The following is a 25,368-nucleotide window of genomic DNA, read 5'->3' as shown; positions in this document are numbered from 1 at the left end:
TTTCGGTGGCTTTTACCTAAATCAACTTTATAAGTCGCGTGTGCGAATTACTTAGTTGCGTCAGCTGCAGCTTTTTTCAAAGACTCTTCAGCTGCTACTGCTTGTTTTTGCAGTTCTTCAGGATTTGAGTGAATCAGTGGGCTCACACCTGGAATACCGGGTGGGAAGAGCAGACCAACAGATGCAACGAAAGATCCTTTCACTTCACCTGGTTTGTAGGTGGTGAAAGAGATTCTGTAAAGACCTCTCACTAAAAGTTTTTTAGTGTCGATGTTTTTCAGTTCGTCGAAAGATTTCGGAGGATTAGGGATGGTGATTCTTGTAAGAGAGTTGTACTTTGCGTGTCTCTCTTCTTTGTAAGTATCGTCCCCGTCATCGTCGTCGTCCAATTTTTGAACCGCTTTTCCTTTCGCAGCTTTTGCAATTTGGTCCGGCATAATAGCTGACATTCTTTCTACGCGGATCCAGGTATCAAACCAGCTTGGCATTGATTTTTCTTCTGGAGTCGCAGCTTTGAAAGCGTCACTTACTAAATCGTCATCGCCTGGTTCACCGATTTCGCCTGTTGGGGAAATCATACGAACTCCCATTTCAGCGATCACAGCAGGTACCCAAACGTAGAGGTAGTATGCTTTTTTGCTCCCATCGACTAAACCGTCCGGCGCTTGTCCTGGCTTGATGTAACCATAATAGTTGATTACTGTCCCGTAGGGAAGAAGCGTTTTCACGGTTTCATTTGTCCCTGGGATTGTGCTCTCGCTCAGAACGAAAGAGCTTTTAAGGCTTGGCAATCCACCGAAGGCACCACAAGCGGTAATGCTTGCAAAGAGTGCAACGGAGATAGCCAAAATCGAAAGTTTTTTCATAGACTCTCCTTGGTTAGGAAAATCACGGTATGAAGTCCGGAACTTTTTGTAAATCAATATTGGATAATTTTTTGCCTGAAAGCGAACAATTTCTATCAGTGCCTGAAGGATAGGAGGCCATTTACGAGTCGGGGCCTTAGTTCGAAAAAAAAATCGGGACGAACGGCGTTTCGAAATACGCACAAACGTTTGTGTGATCCGGTTTGGAAATTCGGTCGTCTTTACTTTTTTTGAAAAAACCGTTTGAGCCAATCTAAAAAGTCGAGAATCAATGCAAAAATTCTTCCAAAGATGGTTGTGTATGAATACCTCGCCAACAGCTCCTGAACACGCTCCTGTTCCTGGGCGGTAAACTCCAAACGGATATTGTTTTCCTCGGCTTCCATCTGAACTCTTTCTTTTTTATCGCGAATATCCACGATCCGTACGTCCACATACTCCCATCCGAGCATTCGTACACTTTCCAGTCTTCTTTCTCCGGAGATCAAGGTATTGTCCAGATCGATCAAGATTGGATGTAACAATCCCAACTTCTGAATGGATTCTTTCAAAGGACGAAGGTCCCCTAGATCCTTGCGGATCCGATTCTTTACTTTGATGTCCGAGACTCGAATTTTCATTGTTTCTCAAATTGCTCGGGGGGCCTTTGTGTTCAATTCAATTCTTTCTATGAAGGTTCAATTTGTTCCGGAATCCCAAAGGAACATAGTTTGGATCTTCTTGACACCCTACGAACGCGCGGGTTTTTGGGATCAGGGCGGGTTCGGCGTTGAAGCGGTCCGGTCACTCACATCCATCAGGAAGAACAGATGTCTTTAAAAGATTTTATTTTTACATCGGAGTCGGTAGGGGAAGGTCATCCCGACAAGGTTTGTGATCAGATTTCCGATGCGGTTCTCGACGCGTATCTCGAACAAGACCCGAAATCCAGAGTAGCCTGCGAAACTCTGGTAACCACCAATCTCGTCGTCATCGCCGGAGAAATTACAAGTAAGGGTAAAGTAGACGCGCAGGAAATCGCAAGAAACGTGATCCGCGACATCGGTTATAACGATATTACGATGGGGTTCGACGCTGATTTCGCTGTCGTTTCCGCTCACGTTCACGCGCAAAGCCCCGATATTTCTCAAGGAGTTACCGAAGGAGAAGGTCTCTTTAAGGAGCAAGGTGCGGGCGATCAAGGTCTGATGTTCGGCTTTGCCATCAATGAAACGCCGGAACTCATGCCGATGCCGATTTATTATTCCCACGAATTGGTAAAACACTTAGCCGAACTTAGACACGGCAACAAATTGAAATTCTTAAGACCGGACGCAAAGTCGCAGGTCACCGTGGAATACAAGGACGGAAAACCGGTTCGTATCGACACGGTCGTGATTTCCACTCAACATTCTCCCGATGTGACCCACAAACAGATCGAAGAATCTCTCATTGAAGAGTGCGTCAAAAAAGTGATTCCCGCCAACCTTCTCGTGAATACGAAATATTTTATTAACCCGACGGGTCAGTTCATCATCGGAGGACCGCACGGAGACGCCGGTCTCACCGGAAGAAAGATCATCGTCGATACGTACGGCGGTTACGGAAGACACGGAGGAGGCGCATTCTCCGGAAAAGATCCTTCCAAAGTGGATCGTTCCGCGGCGTATATGGGACGTTATATCGCGAAGAACGTAGTCGCTTCCGGTCTTGCGGACAAATGCGAAGTGCAGCTCGCGTACGCGATCGGGGTCGCGGAGCCGGTTTCGGTTCACGTGGATACGTTCGGCACGGGCAAGGTCAGCGAGGACGAATTGGTAAAACGCATCCGAGCCAACTTCAAACTGACCCCGAGAGGAATCATCGAATCTCTCAAACTTTTGGAAAAAGGAAGAAAATACAGAGAGACGGCTTCTTACGGTCACTTCGGTAGAAAAGGGTCCACCTTTACCTGGGAAGAAACCGACAAAGCCGCGGCGTTGAAGGGTTAAGATCCATGGGAGCGCCGAGCACAGCCACCGCGACCGAAAAAGCGACCCGGGACGGATACGGAGACGCATTGTTTGAACTGGGCGCTTCCCGTCCGGACGTAGTGGTTTTGGACGCGGATCTTTCCGGTTCCACCAAAACCAATAAGTTTGCAAAAAGTTATCCGGATCGTTTTTTCAACGTGGGAGTCGCCGAACAGAACTTAGTCGGTCATGCGGCGGGTTTGGCTCTTTCGGGTTTGGTTCCGTTTGCGTCTTCCTTTGCCATGTTTCTTTCGGGAAGGGCTTGGGAAGTCGTCCGAAACAGTGTCGTTTATCCGTTCTTAAACGTAAAACTCGTGGCGTCTCACGGTGGAATTACGGTAGGAGAAGACGGAGCTTCCCACCAGTGTATCGAAGACTTTGCGATCATGCGCGCCATTCCGGAAATGACGGTGATCTGTCCTTCGGATTACAACGAGTGCAAACAAGTCATTCATGCGATTGCGGATTATAAAGGTCCGGTCTATGTTCGAGTCGGTCGTCCGAACGTTCCCGTGATCGAAAGGGAAAACTATTCCTTTGCGATCGGAAAAGCGGAAGTGATGCGAGAGGGAAAAGACGTTCTCGTCATCGCAAACGGGGTGATCGTAAACGAGGCGATGAAGGCGGTGGAAGCGCTCTCCCGGGAAGGAATCGAAGCGACCCTTTTGAATATGGCTACGATCAAACCGATCGACAAGGAAACGATTTTAAAATACGCGAAACAATGCGGAGCCGTGGTCACTTGCGAAGAACACAACGTGATCGGCGGTCTCGGATCTGCGGTGAGCGAATTTTTATCCGAGGAATATCCGGTTCGGGTCCTGAAAGTGGGAATGAAAGACCAATTCGGAAAGTCCGGAACTTGGAAAGAACTTTTAGACTATTTCGGATTGCGTTCCGGGAATATCGTGGAAACCGCAAAAAAGGCGATTCAACTTAAAAAGTAAAAATCGGGCGGCTTGAACGAAACGGAGTTTCGTGGGTGCTTTTTCTTTTGTAAAGGAAAAGAAAGCGCGGGGTGGAGAGGTCTTCCTCTTCCGAACGAATTCCGTACGAAACCGTTTCGGATACGATGGGCGAGATGGCAAGCACACAAACTCCGGACCTGAACGAAATCACCGAAGATTCCACCAAATCCACGGGCGGACCGTGGAGGGTCGTCCTTTGGGACGACAACGAACATACCTACGAATACGTGATCGAAATGCTCGTGGAAATCTGTACGATGTCCGTGGAAAAGGCATTTTTACACGCGGTCCAAGTGGATCAGGAAAAACGAACCGTCGTTTTTTCGGGTGAATTCGAACACGCGGAACACGTGCAGGAACGGATTCTGACCTACGGAGCCGATCCTAGGATGTCCAACTCCAAAGGTTCTATGAGCGCTACTCTGGAACGTTAGTCGGTCTTTTGAACTTCTGTTTCGCCGGTTTTTGTGTGCACGTTCCGTTTTTTCTCATTCGATTCCGGGGTCAACTTTGCCGCAGCGCTAATTTTAGAATTTCATAAACTTCGAAACAATTGATAATTTTAGAATTTCATAAACTTCGAAACAATTGATAATTTTAGAATCTCATAAACTTCGAAACGATGGATAAATTTAGAGTCTCATAAACTTCGAAACGATTGGTAAATTTAGAATCTCATAAACTTCGAAACGATTGGTAAATTTAGAATCTCATAAACTTTGAAACGATGGATAAATTTAGAATTTCATAAACTTCGAAACGATGGGTAAATTTAGAATCTCATAAACTTCGAAACTTCGCTACCGATTCTTTTCAATAGGGATAACTGACGATTCGAAAGTTGAATGCGTCCACGATCCAAAGTCTTTCTTTTTCGTAAAACCCTCCCGCCGGAGCGCTTAGGGAATAGGGTCCGATTCCGTTCGGATTGGCGTATGTGGTATAAAAATTCGTTTGTCCGATGACCCGGTTTGCGGGTGTGTGGTTCGCGGTAGGAAACGTATCCCAAACCAGGATCCGATTGCCCGCAAGATCCACGACCGCAAATGAATCCTTAAGTAGAAACGGGAAATATGGAAACGTCAACGATCGCTCGTTTACGAACGATGGAAGCGAACCCAGACCGTTGTTCGGAATCGCGGTGTTCATGTCGGGTTGACCCAGCACGAGGTCCGCGGGCGAATGATTTACCGTCGGAATCCGATTCCAGATTTTGATTCGCACTCCTTCTCCGTCGGAAACGATCAACTTCCCCTGGTACAACAAAACTCCGTTTGCGTCGAGAAAATTGAATTCGTCCGGAGGTCCGGCGGCGCTGTTGTCCAAAAAGTCGAGTTTGCCTACGACCACGTCGGCGGAAGCCCCGTCGGTCGTAGGAAAGGTATTCCAAATCATCACGCGGGAAAATCGTGTGTCTACCACGGCTAACTTCGTTCCATCCGTATCCATGTCGATGGGAGAACCGGTGGAATCCGCCGTGGGAGAAAGAAGCGGAGTATTGGTAGTAAAATTAGGTTGGCCGAGCACCAAGGTAGGGGCGTCCGCCGGATGGGTCGGGGGATGATCCCAGACTAACACGCGTTCGTTGGATTGATCCGCTACCAGGAATTTTCCCCCGGCGATTTTGATTTTTCCGGGACGGTTGAACGTGAGAGGACCTACAGAACCTCCCGCGTTTGGTTGATCCGCGTTCAGATCGGGTTGTCCCAATACGAAATCCGGAACGACTCCGTTTTCCAGAGGAAGCCGGTTCCAAACCAAAATCCGATTTCTCAAATTATCCGAAACATAGAGACGTGTTCCATCCGAGGCCGCGGATACGGGATGAGAGGCGTCGATTCTTGAATTTCCGTTGTTGTCGAAATCCGTCGTGGATTTATTTTGTCCGAAGATCCGATCCGCCGGGACGAACTCGGTTCCCGTATACGAAAGCGAGTTTTTGTTCCAGAGGTTGATCCTTCTGTTACTTCCGTCCATGACATACAATCCCCCTCCGAAAAAAAATCCTCCGGAAGGACGGTTTAGACCGGAGGCTCCGATCGAAATCAAACCTCCGTTTGCGGAGCCGTCGGCCGCGGTGTTTTGTCCTACGATAAAATCGAAGTTCCCTCCTACGACGTCAGCGCCGCTCAGATCGGGAATCGTATTCAAACCGATCATACGATGGTTGTCGGAATCCGAAACGAGCAACCTTCCTTCACCCGCAAAAACGGAAGACGGAGAACTGAGCGTGTTCGCGCTCGGTGCTGAAATTCCTCCAGAAACAAAGTCTGTTTGTCCTAAGACGAATTTGGCGGGCGCTCCGTCGGTAAGCGCGGTACGATTCCAACCTAACACGCGATAGTTGATCGTGTCCGCGAGATACAAGGCTTCCTCCGTGACGAAAATATCCGAGAGACGGTTGCCGACCCGATTCTGCAAGGGAACCCCCGCGCTCGAATCGGTAAACGAAGACTTACCCAGGATTCCGACGGCCTCCGGAAAGTTGGACAAGACGGGAAGGGAATAGATGAGAATTCTTCCGTTTAAGGAATCTCCCACGTAAAGACGATCCCGAAAACAATCGATCCCTTCCGGTTGGTTCAAGGATTTCGATCCCAATCCTCCGTGATTTGCGGCGGAGGATTGGAAATCGGGTTGGCCGATCACGAAGGAGGCGCTCGGATAAACTCCGTAAACCGGTTCGTTCCAAACCAGAACTCGATGGAAGACTGGATCGGTTACGAAAATTTGTCCGCCGCAACTACAGGCGCTGTGTGCTCCACCGATGATCTTCGCTTCGGGAGGTCGAAGGTTGTTGAAAAAGGAAGTAGTATCCGGATCGGCAACACCTAAGACCGCGTCGGGAATCGCGTTTAAAACGGAAGACGGACCGTTCCAAATCCGCACACGACCGCTGGATTCCTCCGATAGTAAGACGCGTTCCCGTAAACCGGTAAGCGGGTGAAAGGATAAGTTCATCCTTGCGTTCGAGGTGCCGAAACGTGCGTTCCAATTCGTATATACGTCGTTTTGACCGATCGCGTTCGGATAAATACAACGATTTCCCAATAGTCCGAACGAGGAACCCAACGAACAAACAAGGATCTGTTGCCGGAACCATGCGTCTGAAAACGGAATTGCAGGATTATAAATCGACTGCGAACATCCCAGACAACAGAAAATCAATACGAGGGACACGACGGTTCGTACCATAGAAAGAAATTAATTCCTCGAAACGGAATCTGCAAGAAATTTCCGAACGAACGGAGTTCTTCGCATTAAAAAAGAAGATTAGAGTTTTTTTACGCTCTAGACCTTTCCGTTTTCGAAATCCTCGTAGTTGGGAGGAATCCCCCGATTCGACAAAAAAAGAAGGATCCGTTCCCCGAAGCCGAAGGAAAAAAGAAATTTCCTGGACCGGCGTAGGTCGTTCGGAATTTCGAGCCTCGTTCGGCGGAATCGGATTCCTCCTCGAAAGAATTTTTGGGTCGTTTGTGAACCGGAGATTCGCAAACGACGTCCACCCGTATCTACCTACGTTCGTTCCATTTTTACGACCAGTTTGGTCGCGGGTTCGAGCCATGCGTCCACGGCCTCCTCGAAGCTGCAGGTTTTAGTCACCACCTTTTCCGGTTGAATTTTCTTTTCGGAGATTTTTTTCAGAATTTCCGGAATGTGTTCGCGGGAATCCACCCTTCCGATTTTTAGAACCGCCCCCGTATTATATAATTCTAAATAAGGAATTTCTAATTTATTGGTCCAGAATATGGAAGGAGTTCCGTAGATTCCTTCCGTGGAAATCGACCTAAAGGAAAAATCCATCCCCTCTTTGGTGCCGTGGCAATCCGCCACGATCGGAAATTTTTTTTCCCAGGATTTAGGTAGAACGGAATAGGGGACGGCGTGAGCGCCCATCGATTCTGCGATGCCTAAACGCTCCTGGTTGTCGTCCAGATACAAAACTTCCGAGGCCCCCATTCCGACTGCCAACGAAGCGGTATACAAACCGATGCTGCTCGCGAATCCTCCCAAAACCATCACGGGCGAATTCGGTTTTTTTTCGAGCCATTGTCCTACGAGTTTCCAGGATTCGACTATGTTGTCGCTGATCGCGGCGAGTGCGATCGGATCCGCGTCGGAAGGCATCGGAATTAACATCTGTTTGGCGAAAGGGACAAAAATTTTTTCGGATAATGCGCCGCCGAATTCCTTCGCGGAGGATCCCATTCCGTAGTGACTCGCAAACGGAACGGAAGTGCAGGCTTTGGAATGACCGCTCGAACAGTCCGGACACAGTCCGCAGGAAATCTGGAAGGGAATGATCACCTTGGTTCCCTTGGGGAATACTCCGGAGATTTCCGGGCTGGTTTCCTCGATTTCCGCGACGAATTCGTGACCGATGGGAATTCCGGATCGAAAGAGGGTTTGTCCTTGTACGATCGGAAGATCCAGATCACAACGGGAGACCGCGATGGGGCGAACGATCGCCTGGTTGTTTCCGGTGATTTCCGGTTCAGGTACGTTCTCCCATTCCAGTGTATGCTTTTTTTTGAATACGATTCGTTTCATCGTTTTGTCCTAAGTTTTTTTTACGTTTCATAATAATAGCAGATCGGATGAAAATATTATAGTATTAGAATGTATTAAAAAACGGAATCCATTCACTTTCCCCGAAATACTGCGGTCCGTTTTTCGAGGAAGGAATTCAATCCTTCTTCTGCGTCTTCGGAATCCATTAGGTTTAGGAGTTTTTCGAAAAGGGTTCGTGCGGCGGCGGTTTCGCCCAATACGACCGATTCCCAAGAAGAGCGTAACGTTGCGTAAACGCCGAGAGGAGCTTGTGCGGCGATCGATTCGGCAAGTTGGACGCCTCTCCGTATTAGCCGATCCTTTTCGACCACTTCCTGTACGAGACCGATTCGATACGCTTCTTCCGCGTCGAAGGGTTCTCCGGTAAGGATATATCTCATCGCGTTTCCCCAGCCGCACTGGGCCGGCCAACGTATGGTTCCTCCTCCGAACGGAAAAATTCCCCGTTGTACTTCCACTTGAGCGAATACGGTAAGTTTTGCGGCGATACGGACGTCGCTCGCCAATAGAAGTTCGATTCCCAGAGTGAGACACATTCCGTGAACCGCGGTCACGATCGGTTTGGTGCGGAAGCGATCGGGCGTCGTTCCCCAAGGGTTTACGCTTTCCGAAGGAAGGGGAAAGCGTCTTTCTTTTTTTAGAAAATCCGCTACGTTCTTTAGATCCAGACCGAGGGTGAAGTGTTTGCCGTTTGCGTATACGAGTCCGACGCGTAGTTCCGGATCGTTTTCCAAAAGATCGTATGCGGCGCTCAGGGCATACAACATATCCACGTTAAACGCGTTTCTTTCCTCAGGACGGTTGAAAACGATATGTAAAATCGCACCCTTTTTTTCGGTAAGAATCGGATCGGACATCGTATTTCCTTTGTAGACTATTTGGTCTATCTCCGTTTAATTCCGTATGAACCGGATAGTCTATTCTTTTTTTCTGTTTTTCTTGAACTTTTTTCGACGTACGGGATTCTGATCTTACGATGAGTAGAAATCTCGAAAAACAAAACAATCCCTATGATCGACTGATGACCTCCGCTTTGGATCTGTTTTATCACAGGGGTTATGCGGGAACGTCCACCAATCAACTGATCGAGGATTCGGGAACGCATAAGGCCAGCTTTTACCGTTACTTTCAGTCCAAGGAGGAAATCGCCTTGGAATATCTCAAGTTGCAGGGGGAGAATTTCGAGAACAACCTTCGTAGAATGATGGAACGTTCCGATTCCTGGAAACAGTTTCTTCATACATGGAATCTTCTTCTTTTGAAGCAGGTGAAAAGCGGAAAGTTTCTGGGTTGTCCGATTGCGCGTTTTTTAAACAGCGTGGAAGAACACAACGAGGATTTCGAATTGGTAGCGGATCGGATTCTGCAAGGTTGGACCCAGGCTCTGGTTTCTTACTTCGAATCCGAACGACAAAAGGGGAATTTGGATCCTTCCGTAAATTGTAACGCGGCGGCGAGACGGATTCTAAAACTCTTCCAAGGAAGTGCGCAGTTGTTTCGTATTACCGGAAAACAGGACTACTTTCAGGAATTGGAATCCGAAATGATCGAAGCGTTGTATTTGCGTTGAATCTTTGAAAAGAGGAAACGACTCGAATCAAACATTCGATGAATGCTCGTTTCGACGCGAAATAATCTTGGAAGTTAAGGCCAGCCTCCCGAGTGTAAACTTCCGATTCGAAGTGAAGTGAAGTGAAGTGAAAAGTCGGGGGAACGTTTCGAAGAGATTCACGTTTACGCTTCGAAACGAAGGAATTACGAAAGTCAGGAGAACGTTTCGAGACGAGCGTTCCGTTCCGAACGCCCGTCCTTCGACGAAAAAAAGGATTATCCTTTTTTCTTGACCAGGATCTTTCTTTCGATTTCGAAAATCTTTTCGGCGAGTTTTTCCTTACCGTGTTTTTTCTTGTCGTTCTCCTTTAGAAAAAGATCCTCTCCGAATTTTTCGAACGCTTCGTTGGCCTTGATGTTTTTGAGTCCGATGAGTTGTAGATGTACGGCCCCCGCTGGAATTCCGAAATCGTTTCCTCTGTCCTCGACCGAAAGAACGCGTGTGATTGCGGTCACCGTATCCCCGCTGAAGGAAGGTTGTGTGTGATATCCTTCGGTGAAACCCAGATCCCAGATCATATTTTCGGTGATGTCACGGGAAGCCATTCCGCATAACCACGCAAAGACGAGCCCTCCGTAAACGACCGGTTCTCCGCCCATCGGGCCGGAAATTCCCGCGGAATACAGTTTATCGTAATGGAGCGGATGTGTGTTTCCCACTCTGTATGTCCAAGGAAAATGTTCGTCCGTGATCGTTCTTCCGTTTTGGTGGATGTAAATTTGTCCAGGTTTGAAGTTTTCGAAATACGTATCGGACCATGTCGAGGATTTGAATTCGGTCGGAAACTTGAGGGAAGGAAGTTCGATGACGGGGGAATCGGTTTCGGGAAAAAACGCGTCCTTGATCACCGGCTTCGGATTCCCTTTCGGTTTTCCGTTGGATGAATAGATCATGATCTTTCTTTCATACTGAAGGACCAATTCCTTTTTCTGATTTAAACAAATCGTACGAACGCTGACGATCCCCGGTTTGTCCGGTCCTTTGTCGTCCACTTTGAGAATTTTTGTCTTAGCGGAGAGTGTGTCTCCGGGATACACGGGTTTTAAAAATTGAACGTTGTAATAACCTAGATTGGCGAGCGCTTTTTCGGAATCGTTCTGAACTCCCAAAGAAAGTGCGATGTTGAAAACCTGAAGGGAAGAAACCAACACGTCTTGGAATCCGTGCGCTTGCGCATATGCGGAAGAGAGAAACAGAGGATTGGCGTCCATAAACGTGGTCGCGAATTCCTGAGCGAAGGCGCGGTCGATCGTGATCTCGCGGGGATGTTCGAATATTTCCCCTTCGGTGAATTCCTCCAGATATCTTCCGTATATATTACGTTTTACTTGATCTTTAGAAACGGGGGTTCCCGGTGCGAGTTCCGCAAACGGTTTGTTTGGAATTTTGGTCATGAAGTGGCCTCTGATTCTTTCGTTTTTTCCAGTCTTTTGTCCGCAACCTTTCGGAAAAGTTTATTTTCCCGAATAATATCCGTCGAGATCGTCGCGGGTTCCGTAACGAAGTTCGTATTCGGAGTGGGTTCTTTTTTCGAGTTCCGGATTTCCATCTGTTTCCGCGAACATGTGATTCCAGGTATTGACGTAAAGGACGGGACGTTTGCCCTCCCGTTTCAATCGTTCGGTTCCGAGTACGGCGTCGTAGTGTTCCACGGGATCGCTCGAAAATTTTTGCGTTCCGGAATATACGTTTTTGAGATGAACCTTGGAAAGATTTCCGGAAGAGGAAATCTGCAGTCGTAGGGTTTCTATGTCCTTGTTTCTTCCGTATCTGAATTTTCTATAAATCCGATACAAAAAATCCTTCCAGGGACTCGGATGTCTTTCGTCCGAAAAGATTATACTGAGTTCGATTCTTCGTTCCCGATCGATATCCCGGGAGGAACAATACGCCGCTTCGATTCCGTTTCCGTCCCGGATATCGGAGACGGGTTGGACGAACACGGGGAGTTCCTCCCGAGAACATTCGGAGGCGCCTTCGAATACGGGGAGTTCGTTTTTGGAAACGGAACAGGAAAGAATCGCCGCGTAAAACGGTATTAATACGAGGAAGAAATTTCGATCGAACATGGAACGTTTTTAATCGGCGGAGGCTTTCGGTCAATCCGAATCGTTTCCCGGGTTTCGCTTCCCAAAAAAAGGATGAAGTTTCGTCCGGTCGAGGAAGATTGACCTTGTTATGCTTCCAGAATTTAAAACCGAAAACCCAGAACAGACCAAAGAGCTCGTCCTTCAAAAAATCAAAACGATCCGAGAACGACTTCCGGAGCTTCTTTCCCAAAAGGAAAAAACCTACGAATCGGTGATCCGTCCTTTGAACGATCTCGTTCAGGAAATGCAGATCGAATTCACGGTGTTGTCGCATTTAAACAGCGTTAAAAATTCCAAGGAAATCCAGGCTTTGTATTCGGATACGCTTCCCGAGATCACCGCTTTTTATTCCGATCTCGGCCAAAACGAGGAACTAAATTTAGTATATCAAGAAATTCTTAAGAACGAATCCGAGACGCTCGATACTCCCCGTAAAAAAGTCCTCACCGATTCCATCCTACAATTCAAATTGAGCGGGATAGGTCTTCCCGCCGATACGAAAAAACGGATTCAGGAGATACAGATAGAACTTTCGGATCTGGACAACCGGTTTTCTCAGAATCTTCTGGACGCGGTCAACGCCTACGAACTGATTCTGGATCGGCCGGAGGACGTGGAGGGAATTCCGGAAGCCGACCTAAACGCCGCAAAAACTCCGGACGGAAAGTTCCGGTTTACTCTTCAGGCTCCTAGTTACATCGCTTATATGACCTACGGTCCCAATCGATCTATTCGAGAAACGTTATATAAGGCTTATGTAACAAAGGCTCCGCAAAACGGAAAACTCATCGAAAAAATCCTTTCGCTCCGGAACGAGTTGGCCCGTCTTTTGGGATATCCCAACTTCGTGGAACTTTCTCTGGCCAATAAGGTGGCCGATTCGGGAAAAACGGTTCTTTCCTTTTTGCGGGATCTCGCCACACGGGCGAAACCGATCGCCGAACGCGAGTTCGCCGATCTTGCGGCTTTCGCCAAAACGTTTTCCCTGGATTCCCTCGAAGCCTACGACACTGCGTTCGTTAGCGAGAAATTGCGTAAATCTCGTTTCGATTTTGACGAAGAGGAAACCCGTCCGTATTTCGAAAAGGAATCCGTGGTTCGTGGAACATTCAAATTCTTGCAACAACTTCTGGGTTTGGAATTCCGTCAAACGACGGCCAAGGTCTGGGAGGAGAAGGTACAGGTTTTCGATCTTTATAAAAACGGAATCCTTCTTTCGCGTTTGTATCTGGATCTGGAGGCGAGAAAGGACAAACAAGGCGGGGCATGGATGCACAATTGGTTCGGTAGAAACCGTGTGAACGGTGCGGAGATTCTCCCCACGGCGTTCGTGGTCTGTAACTTTCCGGTTTCCACCGAAAATTCTCCTTCGCTTTTGAAACACGGGGACGTGGTCACTTTTTTTCACGAAATGGGTCACGCGCTTCATCATCTTTGTACGAAAATCGAGGAACCTCCCGTCAGCGGCATCAACGGCGTGGAGTGGGACGCTGTGGAATTCCCTTCCCAGTTTCTCGAGAACTTCGCGACGGAGGCGGGCGTTCTGAAAATTTTCGGTAAACACCACAAAACGGGAGAGACGATTCCGGATTCGATGATCGACAAACTCAAGGAAACCAAAAACTTTCTTTCCGCGATGGGAATCGTTCGTCAGTTGGAATTTTCCCTCTTCGACATTCTCATCCACGAGAACGCGTTTTCGGAAGAAGAGGTGCATTCCATTCTGCAGAACGTGCGCAGAGAAGTTGCGGTCGTTCTTCCTCCCGAATACAACCGGTTTCAGAACGGATTCTCCCATATCTTTTCCGGCGGTTATGCGGCCGGGTATTACAGTTACAAATGGGCGGAAGTGATGAGCGCCGACGCGTTTTTCGCGTTTGTGGAACGAGGAATTTTCGACGCGGATCTGAGCGCCGCGTATTTTCGGGAGATTTTAGAAAACGGGGGGAGTGAAAACGCGATGGTTCTTTTTAAACGGTTTTTGGGAAGGGAACCGCAGGTCAATTCTCTCTTGAAACTTTACGGTCTAAAATCCGCCGCCTAACGACGATAAAGTTTACGCATCAGGAAAGGCTTTTGCGGAAACTTTGGAGGAGGGATTCCTTACCTGCCAAAAGCACTTCCACCTGATCCTGATCGATATTGTAGACCACGTTGCTTTTGAGCGCGTCTTTGAATTCGTTTTGTGTGATCGTCTTTTGATCGTAACTTTCCTTGAGAAAGTTGTACCAGCCGGCCAGAAGAACTTTGAGATGGGGGAGTTCCCGGATCGGGATCGAAATTACTTTTTCCGGTTCCATAAAGACCAGAGCAGGCTATTTCCCTTCCCGAGAGAGTCAAATCAATTTTGAACGGGGACTTGTAGAAAATCCCCGGGGAATTCGTTTCTAGAGTTTTTGTTTGGATCTCGCGATGATCTTGAGCAAGGTTTCCTTTTCTTTTTCGACGGATAACGGCCCTTCCTTCGTTTTCATAAATTCTACGTATTCCTTCCAACCGCTTAGATGTCGAATGGGATGGTCCTCCGCGTATATCGGACGCAGTTCCTCGTCCATTACGGTGAGATGTGCGAACGCCGCGCAGTCCGCGAGGGTGAAACGATCCCCCGCGATGTAAGGAGAAAATCGGGCCGTTCTTTGGAGGGCCCGCATTCCTTTGACGAGGATGGGTAGGATTTCCTCCTTCAACGCCGAGGAAACTTCCTTACCGCGGGAAGACAAAAGATAAATTCTTCGGGCGGGAACGTCCAGATAGGTTTCGATGATCGTGGTGATTTCCCGAACGCGGGCGGCTTCCCAAGGATCGTCCGGAATGAGTTTCGGCTCCTGAGGAAAGACCGTGTCGATAAATTCCAAAATGGCTCCGGACTCGAACAGGAATTTTCCCTCCCATTCCAACACGGGAATTTTTCCCATCGGACTGATTTTTAGGAATTCCTCTTCTTGCGACGGTGCGGAACGTATCTGTTTGAATTCCAATTTTTTTTCCAGAAGTCCCAGTTTTACCTTGTTTACGTAATTGCTGATGCTTGTTCCGTGAAGTTTGAGCATGATCCGGAAACCTTCTTTAGAACCGTCTCCGTTTGGAAGAATTTTTTGTGTTTCGAAAAAATCTTTCTTTTCCGTTCCCCAAGATCCAGACTTGGATTTTTATAAAAAGAGGATACGGTGCAAATGACTAAAACGGCAATCATCACGGGCGGGACCGTGGGAATCGGTTACGAGTTGAGTAAGTTGATCGCGGCGGACGGATACGATCTGATCCTCGTCGCGAGAAACGAAAAAAACCTGAAGTCGGTGAAACGGGAAATCGAGTCTTCGTATCGGGTGAAGGTGGAAACCCTTTCCGCCGATCTTTCGGACCCAAAAGCCCCCAAGAAAATTTTCGACTTCGCCAAGAAATCCAAGGCGATCGTGGAGATCCTGGTAAACAACGCGGGTTTCGGAACCAGCGGGCGATTCGATCGTATGGATCTCGCCAAGGAATTGGATATGATCCAGGTCAACGTGACCGCGCTCGCGGAATTGACGCACCGATTTTTACAGGGGATGGTGGAGCGCAAGCGCGGTAAAATTTTGAACGTGGCTTCCACTTCTTCGTTTCAACCGGGACCGAACATGGCCAACTACTACGCGGGAAAAGCGTATGTTCTTTCGTTTTCGGAAGCCGTGTACGAGGACGTAAAAGACGACGGCGTGACCGTGACAGTTCTTTGTCCCGGCCCTACCAAAACGGAATTTTTCGAACGTGCCGAAATCACGAAATCCAAACTTCTCAACAATCCTTTGGCGCCGATGATGAGCGCGGATTCCGTCGCCAAAATCGGATACGATGCTTTGAAAAAAGGGAAACCGGTCGTGATCGCGGGGGTATTCAACTGGTTGTTGGCGCAGAGCGTTCGGTTTACTCCCCGACTCGTAGTCCGTAAGATCGCGAAATTCATCAATCAAAACGGGTAAACTATGCGGACTTCGATCATCGATTTAGCGGTTCCTTTTTTTATCGTTCTCGTCGCGGTCGAATCCGTTTTCTCCGCGATCGGAAAACGAAAAGTCTATCGTTGGAACGACACGGTCGCCGATCTGAGTACGGGGGTTCTTTTTTCGCTCACGGGAGTGGCTGTGACCGCGGCCTCGCTTTGGGTATATGAGAATTTTAGAATTTACTGTTCTTTGCAGACCTTGTTCGGCGTTCCCGAAATCCCTCTGGGAAATCCTTTCCGGTTCGAGGAAGGGTTGTTTCGTTTCGACCCCGCGTCGTTTGCGGGTTGGAGTTTCGTTTTTCTCGCGGTCGATTTCGTTTATTATTGGTTTCACCGCGCAACGCACGAGGTCAATTTTCTCTGGGCCTGTCACGTTACGCACCATTCCAGCGAAGAATTCAACCTCTCCGTCGCTCTGCGTCAGTCCAGTTTTCAAAGGGTGTTCGAATACGCGTTCAATCTTACGATCGCTTTTTGCGGAGTTCCTTGGGAGGCGTTTTTATTCGCTCACGGAATCCTGAAAATCTACCAATTTTGGGTGCATACTCGGTTGATCGGCAAGTTGGGATTTTTGGAGGAGATTTTGGTGACCCCCGCCCATCATAGGGTTCATCACGGAAGGGATCCGAAATACATCGATAAAAACCACGGAGGAATTTTGATTTTCTGGGATCGAATGTTCGGTTCGTTTGCGAGGGAGGAAGAAGAGCCCGTTTACGGTTTGACCAAACCGGTGACCACCTTCGATCCGATTTTCACCAATCTGCACGTCTATCGAGAAATGTGGGAGTTGTTCGGTAGAATTCCGAATTGGAAGGATAAGTTCCTGCTTTTGATCAAACCTCCTGGATGGAGGCCTGCGGTTTTGGGAGCTTCGGTCGTACCTTCTCCGATCGATCGAACCTCCTATCGAAAATACGATCCGATCGTTTCTAAAAAAAGAAAAATCTTCGGTGTTGCGGAATTTATCGTTTGGACGGTCTTGTCCCTCGTTTCGATCCGGCTTTTCAAATCGGGAAACTTAGCGCTGTGGAAGTTGATTCCGTTGTCGCTTACGGTCGCTTTCGGGTTTTGGCATACGGCCAAACGTTTCGACGGAAGTGAAATCGAAACGAATAGGATCCGGATTTTTTTCGCGTTTGCGGCCGCGGTTTTGTGGATTCTGTGGAAGTTTTAATCCGGTCGTTTTTCCTATCCATCCGCAAGAACGAAAAAAAAAGGAAACACTTTCGTGGTTTCCGGTTCTTTCTTTTTTTATCCGTTCTTTTCGGGGTGTTTTTTCCCATTTCCGCGATCGATCTGATTCGTCTTACCGATTCTTCCGTAGGGTCGGAGGATTTTTTCGAATACTATCTGGACGAGTCCGGAAAAGCGGAGTTCGCCGAGATTAGGTCCTTGGCAGAAGCGGGAAAATTCACTTCTGCGAATATTCGTTCTTTAGGATATACGAATGCATCCGTATGGGTCCGTTTTCGGACGTTGAACTCCTCGGAAAAGCAGATTCGGTGGATCCTGGAACACCCGTTTCCCAACGCCGATTCGGTGGAATTCTACGACGTAAAAAAAGGAGAAACGGCTTTTTACAGAGCGGGGGATTCTCTGCCGTTTCGGATAAGACCGGTCCAGTATAGAAATCCGGCGTTTCCTTCCGTTCTTCTTCCTCGCGGGGAGAAGTTCGTATATCTGAAGATCCGTTCGAGTTCGGTGATTCATCTTTCCTTTCGACAATATACCGCGATCGGTTTTTACAAGAAGGTGCTCTACGAACAGTTGTTGTTCGGCCTTTTTTTCGGTTCGATGTTAATTTTAGCGTTTTATAATTTTCTTTTGTTTGTTTCCACTCGGGATCGGAATTATCTTTTTTTCGCCGCGTATATCGTAGCGTTGTCCTTTTTTCAATTCGTTTTGGAAGGTTTCGGTTTTCAGGTTCTTTGGCCAGAAACCTCGGTGGAATGGACGAGCCGTAGTCCCTGGATTTTTCTGTGGATTTCACTCGCGTTGATGTATCTTTTCGCCGGTTCCTACCTCGATCCCGGAAATAGTCGGGGTGTTCTTTCAAACCGTTGGTTCCGGTATTCCGGAATTCTTTTGTGGTGTTACGTTCCTCTTTCGTTTCTGATTCCAGTGAAAACTGGAATTCTTTTGGGATTTTTGTGTTCGTTTCCGGGTGCGCTTTTAGCCTTCGGAGGAGGGATTCGTAACGTTTTTCGAAACCAGGGAAGTAGTCTTTATTTTCTCTCCGCCTGGGCAGTGTTAGGCGGAGGAGCCTTTTTGTATCTGTTCTTCCCCGTGGGCGGACTGCAGGACTACGGTCTTACGTTTTGGGTCGTCGAAGCCGCTTCGCTTTTACACGTCGTTCTCATGGGTTTGGGTTTGGCGGATCGGGTCAAGGTACTTGCTGGCGTTTTTTCGGAGAAGATCCGGGAGTTGGAGGCGTTGCGATTGACCGCGGAACAATCCGAAAAACGGTTCCGGAATCTTTTCGAGGAATCGGAGGAATTTTTATTCACCCTGGGTATGGACGGAAATATCCGGAGCGCCAATAAGTCCGTGGGTCGTCTTTTGGGTTTTACACCGGAGGAGGTCATCGGTTGGAATTTTCTGGATCTGGTTTTCGTTCCCAGCGGAGAGGATATCTACGATTCCGTGTCGGAGGTAGGGCTTTCTTCCGGTCTCGCACAAGGAGCCTATTCCAAAATCCTGGCAAAGGAGAAGATCGAGGATCTTTTGCGTACGGGGAAAAGTTCCGAGTTCACGGTCGAATTCAGACAAAAATTCGTTCTCGAACCGAGGCAGATACGAGTTCGTCTCCAACTTTTGGATTCGGGTGATACGAAAGGTATATTAGGAAAGGCTTATGAATTAAACGAGGACGTTCTGGCCAAGTTCATCGTCAGCGAATCGATGCACTTTACTCTGAACAATTATCTCAGAAACGCGGATCTGTTGAGCCGCCTTTTGACGGTGAATCTTTCCTCCTTCGTCGGAACCGAGGTGGTGATCGCGATTCGGACCTGTATCCGTGAAATCATAATCAACTCCATCGAACACGGAAATCTCGCGATCAGCTTCGACGAAAAAACGGAAGCCTTGAACGAGGGTAGATATCTCGAATTCATCCAAAAAAGACAAATGGAGCCGTTTTACAACCTTCGTACGGTAAAGGTTTCGTATTCGTTGAACGCGAGACGGATCGGATTTCTGATTTCGGACGAAGGTGAAGGTTTCGATTATAAGAAAATTCTAAACTTAGACATTCAAAAATTGAACGAAACGAGCCTGACCCACGGTCGAGGGATCGTGATGACGAGACGGGTTTTCGATATCATCAAGTTCAACGAGAAAGGAAACAAGGTTTTGCTCATCAAATATCTCAAAAAACCGCTCCGATACAAACGCGAAAAAACCCCGTTCGACGTATGAGGTTTGAGACCAAAACAGGGAGAGGCGGGGTGGATCCGGAAGAAATCTAAACTCGGGCAAAGGTCCTGAATTCAGACGATTGCCCAAACGCGAAAATCAGGATCCGGAACCTGAGAGAAATTATATTCTAAAAAAAGAATATTCTAAAAATTAAATCTAGAATTTCTGGGCGACTCCGAAAAACAATACCGTTGTCAAGGCTTGGAATTCCAACTTTCGGGAAAATTGATTGGTCAAAAGGATCGCGGCTTGGTTGTTCGATTCCGTGAGCGGCGTGACCCTTCCGTCCTCTCTCAGATAAAAACTCGCCGTTTCGCCGTTAAACGATCCGGTCAGAGAAGGGATATTGATCCAGGAAAGGGCCAGGCCGAGTTGTAAACTCGTCGAATCCGTGATCTTTCTCGAAGTACTTCCTTCCAGTCGAAATTCGATTCCCGTTCCGGTGAGGGAACCTTCCTGTGGATAGTATTCCCTTCCCGAAGTCGCGAATCCTTTCGTATCCCAGTAGACCTGGGACATTCCCAATCCCAATCCGGCTTCGAAGGACCAACGTTTGTACGCCCAGTCGTGCCAATACATCAGTAAAAAATACGGATTGGACAAACGGAAATTCAATTCGGTATAAAACGGTTCGGTGGATATCTGTCGAATGCCGAAGCGCTTCCATTCCCGATAACCTCCGATAAATCCGACCCTACTTTCGGAAGCGATCTTTCTTCTGAGGAAGAGTTCTCCCTGCGCGAGCGTGTCGGGCGGATTCAATTTGGTTTTGGTGGCCACTCTCGGATCGTATGTGTCGGTAAACCCTCTCAAATAGGAGTTGAGTCGATCTTCTCCTTTGTAACCGATTCCCGCGCGAAGACCCAACTCCCAAGAAAGGGATTCTTCGGAGTCGAGTTCGATCTGCGGTTTGACGGAATGTCCTTTGGTTTTCGGATACGAGGTTTGAGCGTGTAGGGAAGGGCTTTTCGAAAGCCAAGGAAGAAACAAATTTAAAAAAACGAGGACACGGGTTAGAATCGCGAAAATTTTGCTGGTAGTCCGCATTCTTACAGGATTTCTAGCAAGGACTTCCAAAAAAAGCGGATTTTCGTTTCTACCGGGTGGGATCATGTTTCAGTTTCAATTTTTTCAGGTTTTCGATTGGGATTTACTCAAACCCTTCTTTTACTTTTTGGGTTTTATCGGAGTTTATCTGACCTTCCGTCTTAGATTCCCGCAAGTGCGTTTTCTTTTCCTCGCTGTGAAAATTTTCTCGGGCAATATGGATTACAAAGGTTCCCGGGGAAGGGTGGTTCACTCGCAGGCTTTTTTTTCAGGCACTGCTTCTTCTTTGGTTCCGGGCGCCGTGATCGGTTCCGCATTGGCTCTGATGATCGGAGGTCCGGGTGTTTTGATCTGGATCTGGATCTCTTCGTTTTTTATCATGCCGCTTCGATTCGTTTCCTCTACGTTGGCGGTCCGCTTCCGGACCAAAACGGAATCGGGAAGATATCTTTCCGGTCCCATGTATTTTATCGAAAAGGCGCTCAAGGCGAGATGGCTCGCGGTGAGTTTTGCGATCGCCGGTTTGTTTACGGTGCTCGTGATGGGCGGTGCGGTTCCGATGTTGTACGTAACGCATATCTCCAAAAAGGCCTTCGACATCTCGGGAATGACGGTTCCTTTTTTACTCTCGGTGATTCTCGTCTTTATCGTGTTAGGCGGAGTTAGAAGGGTGGGAAAGGTTTCCTCCTATCTCGCGCCGATCGGAATCCTACTTTTCTTTTTCGGTTATTTTTTTCTCTTCCAAGGATCCTTGATGGGATTCCGAGAGTTTCTTTGGTTGTCGTTGCAGGATGCGTTTCAGCCGGTGACCGCTCTGGCCGGAGGAAGTTTTGTCTTGGCGAGAACCTTTAGCGCCGCTTCGGGAATCTTTTTCGTTTCCACGGAAACGGGAATCGGAAAAAGCGCGGGTATTTCCGGAGTCGTACGGACCGACTTTCCCGCAAAACAGGGTTTGGTCAGTATGCTCGCGACCTTTTTCGAGGGTTTCGTAATTTCGACGATGGTGATCTACGCTCTTTCTTCGTACGGGGCGTTTCAGATGCAGGAGCAATTTCTGTTTTTGGAATCCCTGTTTCAAGGGAAAACCGGTCCGGTTCATTTGGCTTTTTTCGGATCGTTTGTTTTATTCGGAATCGTTTCTATTTCCGGCTGGTTTTATACCGGAGAACAGAACGCATTTTACGTACTCGGTGAACGTTTCGCCAACTTTTTCAGAATGTCCTTTTTGGCGACGATCCTTGTCTCGGCCTATCTTTATACGAAAGCCGGAGAAACGATTCTTTTTGAAGCCTTCGGCTTGGGATATTCCCTTTCGATCGTGACGGCGGTTCCGGTTCTGATTTCTCTCGTACTTTTGGAAAAAATCGCTAGGGCGGAATTGAAACGTTTTCTCACGGAAAGCGGAGCCAGATACGAAGTCTTGAAGGATTTTTATCTTTTGATTCTTTCTCTCGTTCCGAAAAACCTGCTTTCCCGTTTGTTCGGGCTTTTGGCTTCTTCGAGACTTCCCCGTTTTTTATTGATTCCGATTCTTAAGGCGTTTGCGAGAGCGTATAAGATCAATCTCGACGAGGCGGAATTGGAGATCCAGGAATACAATTCCTTGAACGCCTTTTTTACGCGCGCCTTGAAAGCCGAGGCGAGAATCATCGATTCGGCCGACAACGAAATGGTCTCGCCCGTGGACGCGCGGATCACCGGCTACGGAGACATCAACCAAAGGATCATTCTTCAGGCGAAAGGTGTGGACTACAATCTCAAGGAGCTTCTGGGCGGAGGCGCTTCCAAATATCTGGACGATTTCACCAACGGTAAATACATCACGTTTTATCTTTCCCCCCAGGACTACCACAGGATTCATTCTCCCGCATACGGTAGAATATTAGGATATTATTATGAACCTGGTAAGTTGTTTCCCGTCAACGAATTGGCGGTTTTCGGAATCCGAGGACTTTTCCCGAAAAACGAACGGCTGATCACGTATCTTCAGACCGAGTACGGAAAAGTTGCGGTGATCAAGGTAGGGGCTTCCAACGTGGGAAGGATTCGTGTCACGTATGACAATAAGATCGTGACCAATTCTCTGATTCGAGCCGCAAGGACCGTGGAATATAAGGACGTTTCGATCATGATCGACAAGGGTGCGGAGTTGGGAAGATTCGAAATGGGTTCTACGGTGATTCTTTTGATGGAAAAAAATACGTTCGAATTCGATTCCTTGCCGGTGAACGAAAAGGTCACCTATGGTAGCACCATCGGTCGGTTCTTGGATAAAAAATGCAATTTGCCGAAGTGAATTTTTTATCCAAGAAAACCGTGGGAACTCATACCGCCCGAAAGTTTGGTTGTGCAAGGGATGCGGGAACTCCTGCCTTTATCGATTTTTCGAAAAATTTCCGCTCCCGAGTAACACACGGACAAGCAAAAAAATGGCACAGTTGAGTTTACGCGCGACCACCCCCGATCAAATCGATTTCGATAAAACCTCGCTCACGATCGTTTGGAAAGATGGAGCGACCTCAGTCTTCGAACTTTTGGATCTAAGAAAACGTTGCCCCTGTGTGGTTTGTAAGGGAGGGCACGGAGGAAAAGTGGGAACTACCACAGGATCCATCCAATCGATTCAACTCTACGGGGTCAATCGGGTGGGAAGATATGCGATTCACCCCGTGTGGAGCGACAATCATCAGACGGGAATTTATTCCTTTGATTCCTTGCGCATGTTGGCCGATGGACTGGGCGGGGATTTGACGATCTAAAACGTAGTCTCCGTTGGAAAAAAGGTTGTTTTCACCTGAAAATCGGGTGGAATCCAAAGGGGAACAAAAAAAGGAGTGACAAAAACCCTTTTCTTATGTCCCATTAACCAAAATTCCCGGGAGAGTTCCCAAAATGGGTGAAGGTTCCCTTTCACAGGAAGAGATTGACGCATTATTAGCCGGTGCAAGCGATTCGTTCGATCCGGGTGCGGTCGCGTCTGCGGCCGCGCAGAAAGAAGTTCCAGGAATGTCTCCTGTGGACCGGGACATGCTATCGGATCTTTTGTCTTCTTGTTTTCAAGTGGCCGGGAATACGTTAGGCGCCGTTCTTTCGCGTTCTTCCGCATTTTTAAATCCCAACGTCGAGACGAAATCCCGGAAGGATATCGAATCGGAACTCAAATCCGGATCCTTCCTTTTGTATTCCACCTTATCCGGAAGCATCAACGGCAGGGCGGTGCTTGCCATGTCCGCAGAAAATGCCGTCAAAATCGCAAACTCGATGATGGGCGGTTTCGATTCGGGAGATTTGGATGAGGCGCAAATGCAAACTCTCCGGGATTCATTGACCCCGGTGATGGGAGCTTTGATCTCTCAGATCAGCACCAAAACGGGCGGAGGCGTAAACGGATCTCCTTCCGAAACCAGAAACGTAACTTCACCGGCGGCGCTCGTATTGCCGGACGGAGAAACGATCGTACGCGTGTTTTTCAATCTTACGATCGAAAGTATTCCTTCCTTTCGTGTTCAGTTTTTATTATCGATGCCCACGGCAGCCGATCTGTTGAATCTCTATCGTCGTTCCGGAAGCGGCGGAGGGGAAATGGGCGGAATGGGAATGGGGGGCATGGGCGGAATGGGAATGTCCGCGGGCTCCTTATCCGTCAAGTCGGTTGCGTTTCCGAATCTGGGAACCGCAAGCGGAGCTTCCAGCACACCGAACCTCAATCTTTTGATGGATGTTCAGATGAGCGTCACCGTGGAGCTGGGAAGAACCAAGATGTATATTAAGGACATACTCGGTTTGGGTGAAGGTTCGATCATCGAGCTGGATAAACTCGCCGGTGAGCCGGTGGATTTACTTGTGAACGGAAAACTCATCGCCAAGGGAGAGGTCGTGGTCATCGACGAAAACTTCGGTGTCCGCGTAACGGATATCGTCAGTCCTACCGATAGGATCAAGCCGGAGGCTAAGTGAAATCCGCGGCTTATTCCCGGACGTTCCGAGCCGGGATCCTACATTCGATTATTCTACTATTCTTATTTTTCTTTTTTGCGCTTTCCTCCGACGCTCAATCCGAACGCGAGTTGATGGACGAAGCCCTCAAAAAAGAATTGGGTCAAACTCCTTCTTCGGATCGTGATGACAAAAAAAAATCGGGTTCCGCCGCGGAAGTTTCCAAGGAAAAAAAAACCTCCTCGGGGACTCCCTCTAACGATTCTGCGGAAACTAACGGGCAGAAATCGGATTCCGGACAAACTATCGCGCCCGAGAGCAATCCCGTAGAGGAACGGTATCGCCCAAAAGACGAGGGCCCGGGAATCGCAGGAACTTTGTTTCGTGTGGTTTTTATATTAGGCCTTCTTTGTGTAGGACTTTATTATATTCTAAAGTATGTGGCGAAAAATAGGGAAGGTCGCCTTCCCGTTCGCGGAGAAATGAACGTTCTTTCCAGCCTGATTCTCGGTCCCAATAAACAACTGCAGATCGTGGAGGTTTCGGGTCAATTGTTGGTGTTGGGAGTCGCCGATCACGGGATCAATCTGATCACCGAAATTTCGGATCCGGAAGTGAAACATCGGATTCTCCAAAAAAAGGAAACGTATCAACCGCCAGAAGGCGGCTTTTTAGTGACGGTGTTGGAACAGATCAAGGATTTGAATTCTCGAATTTCCGGAACTCAGGAAGGCCCTCCGGATTCGAAAGAAGCGGGCGGGGCGGCTCGGGAAGAAAAGCGTAAGCAAGCTCGAAAAAAGTTGGAAGAACTCAAAGAAAAGACGAGCTCGCTGGAAAGCGGGCTTTTCGATTTGAGATAGGATTTTGAAAAATAGGATTTA

At 48.1% G+C, this 25,368-nt stretch carries 21 protein-coding genes and 1 pseudogene; 12 read left to right on the top strand and 10 right to left on the bottom strand.

Features of this window, described 5'->3' with window-relative positions:
* Nucleotides 1–47: 47 nt before the first annotated feature.
* Together lipL32 and EHQ17_RS03305 are read right to left on the bottom strand one after the other, a co-directional pair.
* The gene (gene lipL32, locus EHQ17_RS03310) at nt 48–866 is read right to left on the bottom strand and encodes a major surface lipoprotein LipL32 (RefSeq protein ID WP_135595499.1); all 819 of its coding nucleotides are present in this window, start codon (nt 864–866) and stop codon (nt 48–50) included.
* Between the two features lie 221 nt (nt 867–1,087).
* Nucleotides 1,088–1,486: a ParB N-terminal domain-containing protein gene (locus EHQ17_RS03305; protein WP_135595397.1), complete on the bottom strand. Its 399-nt coding sequence runs from the start codon at nt 1,484–1,486 to the stop codon at nt 1,088–1,090.
* 189 nt (nt 1,487–1,675) lie between these two features.
* On the opposite strand from EHQ17_RS03305, the gene metK reads away from it, so the two are divergent.
* The 3 genes from metK (at nt 1,676) to EHQ17_RS03290 (ending at nt 4,259) form a co-directional block, all read left to right on the top strand.
* The gene (gene metK / locus EHQ17_RS03300) at nt 1,676–2,836 is read left to right on the top strand and encodes a methionine adenosyltransferase (RefSeq protein ID WP_135595398.1); all 1,161 of its coding nucleotides are present in this window, start codon (nt 1,676–1,678) and stop codon (nt 2,834–2,836) included.
* Nucleotides 2,837–2,841: 5 nt separating this feature from the next.
* The gene (locus EHQ17_RS03295; RefSeq protein WP_135595399.1) at nt 2,842–3,804 is read left to right on the top strand and encodes a transketolase family protein; all 963 of its coding nucleotides are present in this window, start codon (nt 2,842–2,844) and stop codon (nt 3,802–3,804) included.
* A gap of 134 nt (nt 3,805–3,938) precedes the next feature.
* Nucleotides 3,939–4,259, top strand: a complete 321-nt coding sequence (locus tag EHQ17_RS03290; RefSeq protein ID WP_135595500.1) for an ATP-dependent Clp protease adaptor ClpS — start codon at nt 3,939–3,941, stop codon at nt 4,257–4,259.
* 379 nt (nt 4,260–4,638) lie between these two features.
* Here the strand turns inward: EHQ17_RS03290 and EHQ17_RS03285 are convergent, their stop codons facing one another.
* The 3 genes from EHQ17_RS03285 to EHQ17_RS03275 all read right to left on the bottom strand — a co-directional run bounded on the left by EHQ17_RS03285 (nt 4,639) and on the right by EHQ17_RS03275 (nt 9,254).
* Nucleotides 4,639–7,020, bottom strand: coding sequence for an NHL repeat-containing protein (locus EHQ17_RS03285; RefSeq protein WP_135595400.1), 2,382 nt, complete (start codon nt 7,018–7,020; stop codon nt 4,639–4,641).
* A gap of 321 nt (nt 7,021–7,341) precedes the next feature.
* Nucleotides 7,342–8,376, bottom strand: coding sequence for a zinc-dependent alcohol dehydrogenase (locus EHQ17_RS03280; protein ID WP_135595401.1), 1,035 nt, complete (start codon nt 8,374–8,376; stop codon nt 7,342–7,344).
* Between the two features lie 92 nt (nt 8,377–8,468).
* Nucleotides 8,469–9,254, bottom strand: coding sequence for a crotonase/enoyl-CoA hydratase family protein (locus tag EHQ17_RS03275; protein WP_135595402.1), 786 nt, complete (start codon nt 9,252–9,254; stop codon nt 8,469–8,471).
* A gap of 119 nt (nt 9,255–9,373) precedes the next feature.
* Between EHQ17_RS03275 and EHQ17_RS03270 the strand changes: the two genes are divergently transcribed.
* Nucleotides 9,374–9,967: a TetR/AcrR family transcriptional regulator gene (locus EHQ17_RS03270; protein WP_135595403.1), complete on the top strand. Its 594-nt coding sequence runs from the start codon at nt 9,374–9,376 to the stop codon at nt 9,965–9,967.
* Nucleotides 9,968–10,224: 257 nt separating this feature from the next.
* On the opposite strand, the gene EHQ17_RS03265 is transcribed toward EHQ17_RS03270, so the two are convergent.
* Nucleotides 10,225–11,403, bottom strand: coding sequence for a MaoC family dehydratase (locus tag EHQ17_RS03265; RefSeq protein WP_135595404.1), 1,179 nt, complete (start codon nt 11,401–11,403; stop codon nt 10,225–10,227).
* Nucleotides 11,404–11,463: 60 nt separating this feature from the next.
* Nucleotides 11,464–12,078 carry a surface adhesion protein Lsa23 gene (gene lsa23 / locus EHQ17_RS03260; RefSeq protein ID WP_135595405.1) on the bottom strand — a complete coding sequence of 205 codons (615 nt, stop codon included), beginning with the start codon at nt 12,076–12,078 and terminating at the stop codon, nt 11,464–11,466.
* 109 nt (nt 12,079–12,187) lie between these two features.
* Here lsa23 and EHQ17_RS03255 point away from each other — a divergent pair, with 109 nt between their 5' ends.
* Nucleotides 12,188–14,143, top strand: coding sequence for a M3 family metallopeptidase (locus tag EHQ17_RS03255; RefSeq protein WP_135595406.1), 1,956 nt, complete (start codon nt 12,188–12,190; stop codon nt 14,141–14,143).
* A 19-nt stretch (nt 14,144–14,162) separates the two neighbouring features.
* Here the strand turns inward: EHQ17_RS03255 and EHQ17_RS03250 are convergent, their stop codons facing one another.
* Both EHQ17_RS03250 and EHQ17_RS03245 read right to left on the bottom strand, forming a co-directional pair.
* Nucleotides 14,163–14,399 (bottom strand): hypothetical protein, encoded by a 237-nt coding sequence (locus tag EHQ17_RS03250; protein ID WP_135595407.1) that lies wholly within the window; start codon nt 14,397–14,399, stop codon nt 14,163–14,165.
* 87 nt (nt 14,400–14,486) lie between these two features.
* On the bottom strand, nt 14,487–15,149 hold the full coding sequence (locus EHQ17_RS03245) for a glutathione S-transferase family protein (protein WP_135595408.1): 663 nt from the start codon (nt 15,147–15,149) through the stop codon (nt 14,487–14,489).
* A 123-nt stretch (nt 15,150–15,272) separates the two neighbouring features.
* On the opposite strand from EHQ17_RS03245, the gene EHQ17_RS03240 reads away from it, so the two are divergent.
* The 3 genes from EHQ17_RS03240 to EHQ17_RS03230 all read left to right on the top strand — a co-directional run bounded on the left by EHQ17_RS03240 (nt 15,273) and on the right by EHQ17_RS03230 (nt 19,504).
* Nucleotides 15,273–16,058: an SDR family NAD(P)-dependent oxidoreductase gene (locus tag EHQ17_RS03240; protein ID WP_135595409.1), complete on the top strand. Its 786-nt coding sequence runs from the start codon at nt 15,273–15,275 to the stop codon at nt 16,056–16,058.
* A 3-nt stretch (nt 16,059–16,061) separates the two neighbouring features.
* Nucleotides 16,062–17,258 (top strand): sterol desaturase family protein, encoded by a 1,197-nt coding sequence (locus tag EHQ17_RS03235; RefSeq protein ID WP_135595410.1) that lies wholly within the window; start codon nt 16,062–16,064, stop codon nt 17,256–17,258.
* Nucleotides 17,259–17,353: 95 nt separating this feature from the next.
* Nucleotides 17,354–19,504 carry a 7TM diverse intracellular signaling domain-containing protein gene (locus EHQ17_RS03230; protein ID WP_246057352.1) on the top strand — a complete coding sequence of 717 codons (2,151 nt, stop codon included), beginning with the start codon at nt 17,354–17,356 and terminating at the stop codon, nt 19,502–19,504.
* 156 nt (nt 19,505–19,660) lie between these two features.
* Here EHQ17_RS03230 and EHQ17_RS03225 read toward each other — a convergent pair whose 3' ends face one another.
* Nucleotides 19,661–20,551, bottom strand: coding sequence for an LIC_11366 family protein (locus tag EHQ17_RS03225; RefSeq protein WP_135595411.1), 891 nt, complete (start codon nt 20,549–20,551; stop codon nt 19,661–19,663).
* Between the two features lie 64 nt (nt 20,552–20,615).
* On the opposite strand from EHQ17_RS03225, the gene asd reads away from it, so the two are divergent.
* The 4 genes and pseudogenes from asd to fliO all read left to right on the top strand — a co-directional run.
* Nucleotides 20,616–22,847: an archaetidylserine decarboxylase gene (asd, locus tag EHQ17_RS03220; protein ID WP_135595412.1), complete on the top strand. Its 2,232-nt coding sequence runs from the start codon at nt 20,616–20,618 to the stop codon at nt 22,845–22,847.
* 133 nt (nt 22,848–22,980) lie between these two features.
* Nucleotides 22,981–23,310 carry a DUF971 domain-containing protein gene (locus EHQ17_RS03215; RefSeq protein ID WP_135595414.1) on the top strand — a complete coding sequence of 110 codons (330 nt, stop codon included), beginning with the start codon at nt 22,981–22,983 and terminating at the stop codon, nt 23,308–23,310.
* Nucleotides 23,311–23,443: 133 nt separating this feature from the next.
* Nucleotides 23,444–24,508, top strand: coding sequence for a flagellar motor switch protein FliN (gene fliN, locus EHQ17_RS03210; RefSeq protein ID WP_135595415.1), 1,065 nt, complete (start codon nt 23,444–23,446; stop codon nt 24,506–24,508).
* 209 nt (nt 24,509–24,717) lie between these two features.
* A pseudogene (gene fliO / locus EHQ17_RS03205) lies at nt 24,718–25,347 on the top strand (flagellar biosynthetic protein FliO); the annotation flags it as partial.
* Nucleotides 25,348–25,368: the final 21 nt, after the last annotated feature.

The sequence above is a fragment of the Leptospira gomenensis genome (assembly GCF_004770155.1).
Taxonomy (GTDB): Bacteria; Spirochaetota; Leptospiria; order Leptospirales; family Leptospiraceae; genus Leptospira; species Leptospira gomenensis.
The sequence above is the reverse complement of the archived record's forward strand: the minus strand, read 5'-3'. Positions and strand labels throughout refer to the sequence as shown.

Excerpts from the sequence above, each read along its gene's own strand:
- lipL32 (WP_135595499.1), bottom strand. The coding sequence starts at position 866 with ATGAAAAAACTTTCGATTTTGGCTATCTCCGTTGCACTCTTTGCAAGC.
- EHQ17_RS03305 (WP_135595397.1), bottom strand. The coding sequence starts at position 1,486 with ATGAAAATTCGAGTCTCGGACATCAAAGTAAAGAATCGGATCCGCAAG.
- metK (WP_135595398.1), top strand. The coding sequence starts at position 1,676 with ATGTCTTTAAAAGATTTTATTTTTACATCGGAGTCGGTAGGGGAAGGT.
- EHQ17_RS03295 (WP_135595399.1), top strand. The coding sequence starts at position 2,842 with ATGGGAGCGCCGAGCACAGCCACCGCGACCGAAAAAGCGACCCGGGAC.
- EHQ17_RS03290 (WP_135595500.1), top strand. The coding sequence starts at position 3,939 with ATGGCAAGCACACAAACTCCGGACCTGAACGAAATCACCGAAGATTCC.
- EHQ17_RS03285 (WP_135595400.1), bottom strand. The coding sequence starts at position 7,020 with ATGGTACGAACCGTCGTGTCCCTCGTATTGATTTTCTGTTGTCTGGGA.
- EHQ17_RS03280 (WP_135595401.1), bottom strand. The coding sequence starts at position 8,376 with ATGAAACGAATCGTATTCAAAAAAAAGCATACACTGGAATGGGAGAAC.
- EHQ17_RS03275 (WP_135595402.1), bottom strand. The coding sequence starts at position 9,254 with ATGTCCGATCCGATTCTTACCGAAAAAAAGGGTGCGATTTTACATATC.
- EHQ17_RS03270 (WP_135595403.1), top strand. The coding sequence starts at position 9,374 with ATGAGTAGAAATCTCGAAAAACAAAACAATCCCTATGATCGACTGATG.
- EHQ17_RS03265 (WP_135595404.1), bottom strand. The coding sequence starts at position 11,403 with ATGACCAAAATTCCAAACAAACCGTTTGCGGAACTCGCACCGGGAACC.
- lsa23 (WP_135595405.1), bottom strand. The coding sequence starts at position 12,078 with ATGTTCGATCGAAATTTCTTCCTCGTATTAATACCGTTTTACGCGGCG.
- EHQ17_RS03255 (WP_135595406.1), top strand. The coding sequence starts at position 12,188 with ATGCTTCCAGAATTTAAAACCGAAAACCCAGAACAGACCAAAGAGCTC.
- EHQ17_RS03250 (WP_135595407.1), bottom strand. The coding sequence starts at position 14,399 with ATGGAACCGGAAAAAGTAATTTCGATCCCGATCCGGGAACTCCCCCAT.
- EHQ17_RS03245 (WP_135595408.1), bottom strand. The coding sequence starts at position 15,149 with ATGCTCAAACTTCACGGAACAAGCATCAGCAATTACGTAAACAAGGTA.
- EHQ17_RS03240 (WP_135595409.1), top strand. The coding sequence starts at position 15,273 with ATGACTAAAACGGCAATCATCACGGGCGGGACCGTGGGAATCGGTTAC.
- EHQ17_RS03235 (WP_135595410.1), top strand. The coding sequence starts at position 16,062 with ATGCGGACTTCGATCATCGATTTAGCGGTTCCTTTTTTTATCGTTCTC.
- EHQ17_RS03225 (WP_135595411.1), bottom strand. The coding sequence starts at position 20,551 with ATGCGGACTACCAGCAAAATTTTCGCGATTCTAACCCGTGTCCTCGTT.
- asd (WP_135595412.1), top strand. The coding sequence starts at position 20,616 with ATGTTTCAGTTTCAATTTTTTCAGGTTTTCGATTGGGATTTACTCAAA.
- EHQ17_RS03215 (WP_135595414.1), top strand. The coding sequence starts at position 22,981 with ATGGCACAGTTGAGTTTACGCGCGACCACCCCCGATCAAATCGATTTC.
- fliN (WP_135595415.1), top strand. The coding sequence starts at position 23,444 with ATGGGTGAAGGTTCCCTTTCACAGGAAGAGATTGACGCATTATTAGCC.